Annotated in this window: 3 protein-coding genes; all 3 read left to right on the top strand. The window is 33.6% G+C overall.

Features of this window, described 5'->3' with window-relative positions:
• Positions 1-802 (top strand): T9SS type A sorting domain-containing protein (locus FIA58_RS20995; protein WP_140964660.1); only part of this gene is annotated, 802 nt, incomplete at its 5' end.
• An 11-nt stretch (positions 803-813) separates the two neighbouring features.
• The gene (locus FIA58_RS20990) at positions 814-4,212 is read left to right on the top strand and encodes an RHS repeat domain-containing protein (protein WP_140964659.1); all 3,399 of its coding nucleotides are present in this window, start codon (positions 814-816) and stop codon (positions 4,210-4,212) included.
• A 6-nt stretch (positions 4,213-4,218) separates the two neighbouring features.
• Positions 4,219-7,779, top strand: coding sequence for a DUF6443 domain-containing protein (locus FIA58_RS20985; RefSeq protein WP_140964658.1), 3,561 nt, complete (start codon positions 4,219-4,221; stop codon positions 7,777-7,779).
• Positions 7,780-8,580: the final 801 nt, after the last annotated feature.

Here is an 8,580-nt window from a genome sequence, read left to right as displayed (position 1 = left end):
AAGAACCCTAGGTGGTGATAAAGACGATAACCTATTTGCCCTTTCACAAACCAAAGACGGTGGTTTTATTGTGGGTGGAAATTCCAATTCAGGAGCTACGAATTCCAAATCGAAAACCAATAAAAATGGTACCGATTTTTGGGTATTAAAATTAGATAAAAACGGCAGTATCGATTGGCAAGAAACCTACAACTATGGCAAAATAGATGTATTAACTTCGATTGTAGAAAACCCAGATGGGACTTATTTAATAGGAGGTTATGCCCAAAGTGAAGCTAAAGTCTCTAGTCAAAAATCAAGTATCAAAGGGTTGCAAGTAGACAAAGAAGGCATCAACGATTATATTGCTTTGAAGATTAATGCTAAAGGAGAAGAAATTTGGACACAAACGGTAGGCAGTAAAGGAGATGAAGTATTAAAAAAACTACTAGAAACCAGAGACGGAGGTTATGTATTAGCAGGTACTTCCAACGGAAGCGCTTCAAGAGATAAAAATTCAGCTAAAGGAGGTACCGATTTTTGGGTAGTAAAACTAAGAGACAAACAAAGAGAAGAAGAGTTAAAAATCACAGTAGAAGCGATGCCAAATCCTGCGGTTAGTTTTACCAATGTTATCGTAAACTTCGAATACGAAACTGGAACAGCAACCGTATACGATTTAAACGGAAGAAGTCTACAAAGCATAACCCTAAAAGGAGAACGCACTATTCCTATGGAAGTCAGTAGTTTACCACAAGGGATTTATCTAATTGAGATAAAAACCAATACCCAAACAGGAAGCGTAAAAGTGATTAAAAAATAAGATACCACAGCATGAAATATATCAAAACCATAAAAACAATAGGACTATTGCTATGCACTTGCTTTGCATTTGCACAAGATTTGCCGCAAATAGTTTCACCCACACCAGAAGTGGCACAATTAACCAAATTTATTGAAACACCCGTTAATTATTCCAATGGTTTACCTACAATAAGTATTCCCATCTATACCATTGTACAAGATGGAGTGAGTATTCCGATAACTTTAGATTATCATGCCAGAGGTGTTAAAGTAGATGAAGTAGCTTCAAATGTAGGATTAGGATGGGCTCTTAATGGAGGTGGAATCATTTCAAGACAAATTAGAGGCATACCAGACGAACGTGGATTATTAAATTATCAAGGTAGTTATTTATTAGATGCATACGAAAATGAAACTACAAGAAGACAAATTATTGCAAGTCAGGCTTTAGGATCATACGATTTTGATTATTACACACCAGACCAATTTTTTTTCTCTTTTCCAGGAGGTAGTGGTAAATTTATTTTCGATTACGTAGATAAAAAGCCCGTTATTCAAAATCAAAGTAAAGGTTTAAAAATAGAATCTTTCAATACAAATTCCTTAGACAAATTTGAGATTACTGACAAAACGGGTAATAAATATTTTTTTGGTGAATCACAAGGACAAGTTGGTGAAATAGTTTCAAAGGAACAATCCTTACAAGATTTTACAGCAAAAATGCCAGATTTATCCATAGAAATTACAAATGGAACAGGTAATAATGATATTAGTGGTTGGTATTTAACCAATATTGAGACAGTAAATAAATCTTTTATAGAGTTTAAGTATGCCCAAAATAGCACTATATATTACAAGAGAAGTTACGATAAAAAAGAAACGGGTAATAATTTAACTTCCTATTTTTCTAAAATTAGATCGGAAGAGAATGCTATAGAAGAAATTATTTTTGAAAAAGGAAAAATCGTTTTTGAATACAGTCCTGACTCTACTCCAAGAGAAGATATCACTTACGGCAAAAAATTAGAATGGATTAGCGTGTATGACAATAAAGATACATTACTTAAAAAAATCAAATTGAATTATTTTTATTCTAATAATACATCTTCTCAAAACATATTACCCTATTTATATAATGTAGACCCTCAAGCAAGAAAAAGGTTGTTTTTAGAGAGTGTTGAAGAGATAAATATTCTTGATGCGAATGAAAAAAACACCTACTCTTTTCAATATAATTTGAGTAGTCCAATGCCAAACAGACACTCCAATTCGAAAGATCTTTGGGGCTATTATAATGGAGCCAATAACGGAAACTCTATTCTTTCTTTAGAAACAGGAATTGGAGACCGAAGAGTAAACTCTACGCTTTGTGGAGTGGGGATGTTAAACAAAATAACGTATCCAACAGGTGGTTTTACAAAATATTTTTACGAAGATAATATTGTTAGCAAAACCAATAAACTAAATGAAGTGGTTTTAGCGGGTGATCCAAACCCTGAAGTTCCTGTAGATATAAAAGATGCCGTTCTTTCAAATTTAGAAAATGGAACCTTTTATAATGGTAGTATTTATAGAAAACCTTTTACTGTAGGAGAAAATGCGGTACATTTTAAATACAAGTTGTCCTTTACAGATAATACCGCTTGTCAAACAGGTTCTGAACAAGAATGTAAATTTAACGTTTGGATTCAATCTGTAGACCGTCAGCAAAATATTTCTCTTGTGTTAACTCCTGGAACGGATAACACAATTAATTATATACTGCCAGCGGGAGAATATTACATGGTTGTTCAGCCACGTTTTCAAGGATATGATCCTTTTGATATGAACGATAGTTTTTATCTTCGTATTACTTGGGAAGAAATAAGTGAAAACACTTCCAATGAATTTTTTGCAGGAGGAAAAAGAATCCAAAAAATTGAAAAGCATGATACTGAAACTGAAATAGCTTTTCAAAAAGAGTATGAATATAAAAACGATGACGGAACTATTTCTGGAAGATTAAACGGCTTGCCAGACTTTGTAGCTGTAAAAAGAACAGTAAATTTAAATGGACAAAACGTACCAATAGTCGAATATTACAGCTCAGGTCAAGGAAGTCCCATAAGTGCCTATCAAGGAAACGCTGTTTCATACACACAGGTTGCAGAATACTCAGGAAGCAAAGGCAGTAACATAGGAAAATCGGTATATACTTTTACTGATCTAGAGGACACAGGAGATTATTGGCTATTTCCATATAACATACCAACCGATAACGACTGGCTTAGAGGACTTCTTTTAAAAGAACGACACTACAGTTTTGTTAACCAACAATACCAATTAAAAAAACAAATTGAAAACAAATATACTTATGGATTGAGAGATTCTGAATACAATCCTACTACAGATGAAGGAGTCTTAGGAGGAATGTCTCCTGGTGATTACACTTTATTTCCACCAGTATACACCCTTCCAATGAGCTATAATATTACTGATTCTAAATACAAATATAAAAAAGAAAATGGCTATTTTAGAATTCCTTTTTTTCTAGCTGTACGTTCAGAAGTAGATGCTCCAAATCCTAATGTAGATAAATACTGGACAGAGGAGACATTTCCTCCTGCAGCTAGTGATTTAGAAACAAGTAACAGTAATCCCTATTATTTATACTACAAAACATTCTTCGTGACAGGTGGTTTTGTAAATATTGGAAAAACGATTACTACCGATTATTATGATACAGGTAATTTAGTAACAGAAACAGAATACAAATATCAGAATGAGCAGCACTTGCAAATGACTGAGCAAATCACAACTTATTCCACAGGTAGCATCGTTAAAAGCAAATACACTTACGCTCATGAGTTAAACAATCAAGCCCTAATTGATAAAAACATGATTGGCATTCCATTAGTTACAAAGTCGTATAAAAACAATCTAAAACTAGGCCTGCAAGAAACCCTTTACAAAGACTGGGGCAACGGTTTATTAGCTCCAGAAATCATAAAAACAGCTAAAGGAAATGAAACCAGTGAAGTAAGGATAAAATACAATGCAATAGACAATACCAATGGTAATCCACTAGAAGTCCAACAAGAATCGGGTATTCCTATTGCTTACATTTGGGGTTACAACAAAACCCAGCCTATTGCTAAAATTGAAAATGCCACTTATGCTCAAGTACTGCCTTATGTAGCTAATTTACAAACGCTTTCAAATGGTACTAATGAAGCCAACTTAATAACTGCTTTAGATAATTTAAGAACTGCCTTACCAAACGCTATGGTAACCACTTATACCTACAAACCACTCGTAGGGATAAGCACCATTACCGATCCAAAAGGCAATACAGTAACGTATCATTACGATGACTTCAACCGTTTGGAATTTGTAAAAGACAAAAATGGTAATATTTTAAGTGAGAACGAATATCATTATAAAAACTAAGGCAAGATGAAGCAATTATTATTTATACTAACATTACTCCCTATTCTTGCTTTAGGACAAAGTCAAGATCATAATTATATAAAAACAACAATTTATAAGGATTCTACAAAGGTTCCTATACAAAATCCAGATATTACCCAAGCTAACATACAAGTAAGTTATTTTGATGGTTTAGGAAGACCTATTCAACAAGTAGCACACAAACAATCTAATTTGGGTAACGATATTATTACCCATATTGAATATGATGGTTTTGGTAGACAAACTAAGGAGTATTTACCCTATACTAACGATGCTCCTTCATTAGACTACACCGATGCTACAACAGTTGCGACAGAATTAACTGGTTTTTACAGTTCTTACAACGGAGGAACTGCAAATCCTTATAGCGAAAAAGAGCTAGAAGCTTCTCCATTAGGAAGGGTTTTCAAGCAAGCCGCACCTGGTGATGCTTGGGCAATGGGAAGTGGTAAAGAAATCAAGTTCGATTATCAAACCAATCAAACAAGCGATGCTGTAAAACTTTTTACAGCCACCGCTTCATGGAATGGAGATGTAACTAATAAAATATACAATTCGGTACTCAATGATTTAGGGACTTATGCTGAAAATGAGTTATACAAAACCATCACCAAAGATGAAAACTGGACCTCAGGTTTAGGGAATACTACAGAGGAATTTAAAAACAAAGAAGGTCAAGTAGTTTTAAAACGAACCTACAATATCGATCATAAAAGTAATGCAGAAAAACACGATACCTACTATATCTATGACCAATTTGGAAATCTAACCTTCGTATTGCCCCCTTTAGCAGAAGGAGATACCTCTCAAACGACTTTAGATAATTTAGGGTACCAATACAAATACGATTCTCGCAACCGTCTAGTAGAAAAGAAACTACCAGGCAAACAATGGGAATTCATCGTGTACGACAAACTAGACAGACCCGTAGCAACAGGACCCGCATTTTCTCCTTATGGTAGTGCCACTGCAGTAGGCTGGATGATAACAGAATATGATACATTTGGAAGAGTAACCCAAACAGGTTGGAAACAAATGACGGTAAGTACTACAGATAGAGCCAGTAATCAAAATGTAGTAAATGGAGGAAGTACTCCTTTTGTGTTGAGTGCCAATGACATTTTAACAAAGAACTATTACGATGACTACAGTTATCCTAATGCTCCAAACGTTCCTTCACAAGTTTTAACACAAAACACCACTACAAGTGTTAGAGGACTACCAACAGGTTCATGGACAAAAGTGTTAGATAGTAACAATCCAAACGCTTCGGAAATTTCGCACACCCTTTACGATGACAGATACAGACCTGTTAGTACCTATACCAGTAACCATTTAGGAGGCTTTACCCAAGTAGACAGCAAACTCGATTGGGCTGGAAAAACTGAGTACACTGTGACTACTCATAAGTACGATACTAATGGAACAGTAGTTACCATAACCGATACTTTTGAATATACCGACCAAGATCGTTTAAAGTTACACAAACAATTAATCGCAGGAGGAAGCGAACAATTAATTGCTAAAAATGAATACGACGAACTAGGACAATTGATTAGCAAAAACGTAGGAGGAACAGATGCTACAGGAGCAACTGGTTTACAAACGGTAGATTACACTTACAACATAAGAGGTTGGTTAAAAGCCATTAACGATGTAGAAAACATAGGTACCGATTTGTTTGCTTTTAAAATTAGCTATAACAACCCAGAAGACGCTACTGCTTTGTATAATGGAAATATATCAGAAACCTTTTGGAAAACCAGTAGTGATAATATTAAAAGAAAATACAAATACAGCTATGACAACTTGAATAGGTTGCTTCAAGCTAATTATAGCAAACCGGAAAGTGTTTCTCCAACACTAGATAATTATTTGGAAAAATTGACTTATGATAAGAACGGAAACATTCAAAACCTCATAAGAAATGGTGGTCGAGATACTGATAGCGATTCAGTTGGAGTAAATCCAATAGATAATTTAAGTTACACCTATCATCCTGAAAAGAAAAATCAATTGATGAACGTTTTTGATGCTGAACCAAGCCCGCAAGGATTTAAAGATGATGGGGATGGAATTACTGATCCTAATGGTGATGATTATGCATACGATGCCAATGGAAACATGACTAGTGACCAAAATAAAGGGATTGGTAGTATTGTTTACAACCACTTCAATTTGCCAACAAAAATAGTTGTGGGAACAAACACAATTGAATATCTTTACAATGCCACAGGACAAAAAGTAAGCAAAAAAGTGACAGAAAACAGTGTGATAACAAAAACCGATTATTTAGCTGGAGGGTTTCAGTATAAAGACAGCAATTTACAATTCTTTCCCCATGCGGAAGGCTATGTAAATGCATCATTGGTAGATTACAATTGTCCTACATGCAAAGGAATTAAAATAGTGGCTTACAATTATGTGTTTCATTACACAGACCATCTAGGCAACATTCGATTGAGTTATGGAGTAGATCCTAACACCTTAGGCCTTAAAATAATAGAAGAGAATCATTACTATGCTTTTGGTTTAAAACATACCAATTACAATAGCGATGTGAGTTTGTTTACTAAAAATTTTAGTGGAGATGTTACCCTTATGAAATTTGGAGAAAGTGCTGTAGAATATGCAAGTAACCAGTATAAATACAACGGTAAAGAACTACAAACAGAACTGGGATTGAATATGTATGCAATGGATATGCGACAATATGATCCTGCTATTGCTCGATGGGTGGTGCAAGATCCTGTTATTCATGAAAATTTTTCTCCATATAGTGCTTTTGATAATAATCCTGTATTTTGGGCTGATCCTTCTGGAGCTGATGCTGTATACAATTGGGATGGTCCAAATAAAGGACAATATACTGACAATGGTGAAGTAGTTGATTTTGAAACTGCAATGGCAAGTCATGGAATGAATGCTAATGGTAGTAGTAAAGACACTCCTCCAGATGATATAATTGTTAATTCTAAAGGTAAAGTTACAGATGTTATAACGAAAGCGGGACCTAATAGATTTTTTGACGAAAGTGGAAAAGAATTATTCTTTAATGACCCAAACAATGATTTTTCTGAAATTAGTGACTTTCAAATCGGAGACCAACTTTATTATCCTATATCATCTGAAGAGTTAGCAACTGCTGTAGTAAAAGCAGGCTTAGATCCTTTAATGCTTAGAGTACAAGGAAAATTGGCAGAGGCATGGGCAATGGCAGCTCTAATGTCAAGAGGTAGTGCGGATTTTACATTTAGTTTTTTAGTGCCAAATTATTTCACACAAGATCAATATAGATATTTAGAAAAAGGCGGAACTAGAACTGAATACAATTCATATTATCATTTCTTTAGGTTTGGAGATTCCAAAAGCATATATAATTTATATGATGCAGGTAATTTTATGTGGGGTAATTGGATGGGAATGAATGGCTTTAGTTATGGTTCTATTCAGTTTGGTTCAAATGCAAACGAGACATTTAGTGGTTTTGATTCAAAAGAAGATCAGAGAGCTATAAAGAATGGTTTTAATTTTTATAAATTTTAATATGAAAAGTAAAACTATCAAATATTCTTACTATACAATGATAGGATTTATAATTTTAATCTTGATTAATATCTTATCTGTATTAGCACCTGAAAATCCAAATAAAATTTTTAGAGATATTTTTATTTTTATAAACTGGTTTGTTTTTATACCAATTTTTTTAATAACAACATATTTTTTGTTATATGTTTTGATAGATTTCATTAGAAGCAGGAATAAAAAAATATCGAAGTATGCCTTATTTATTCTTCCTTTTTTACTATATATTATCTTTTATATTATTAAATTTATTTATGTGATTTTTATCAGATAGTTATTTAATTGAATGAAAATAAAATCTAAAACCACATTTACCGATGTTTTTTGGTAATGTTTCAGATTTGGTAATGTTTCAGAGTTAGTGATAGCTATTTTCACAGAAGCTAACCAGTTAAAAATTAAATTGAAATTTAAAAAATGGATAGAAAAGGAACGCAATATGGCGTTCCTTTTTGTGTTATAGGTAATGGGTAATGTTACAGAGTTAGTGATAGCTATTTTCACAGAAGCTAACCAATTGAAAATTAAATTGAAATTAAAAAAATGGATAGAAAAGGAACGCAATAGTGCGTTCCTTTTTGTGTTATACAATGTCTTAAAACAAAGAAAATGATAAAAAAGTCAATCTCGTGTATTAAAATTAGTGATAGCTAAAAACGTAGGAGGAACAGATGCTACAGGAGCAACTGGTTTACAAACGGTAGATTACAGTTACAACATAAGAGGTTGGTTAAAAGCCATTAATGATGTAGAAAACATAGG

The organism is Flavobacterium jejuense (assembly GCF_006491595.2).
GTDB lineage: Bacteria > Bacteroidota > Bacteroidia > Flavobacteriales > Flavobacteriaceae > Flavobacterium > Flavobacterium jejuense.
This window is presented reverse-complemented; position numbering and strand designations above follow the sequence as displayed.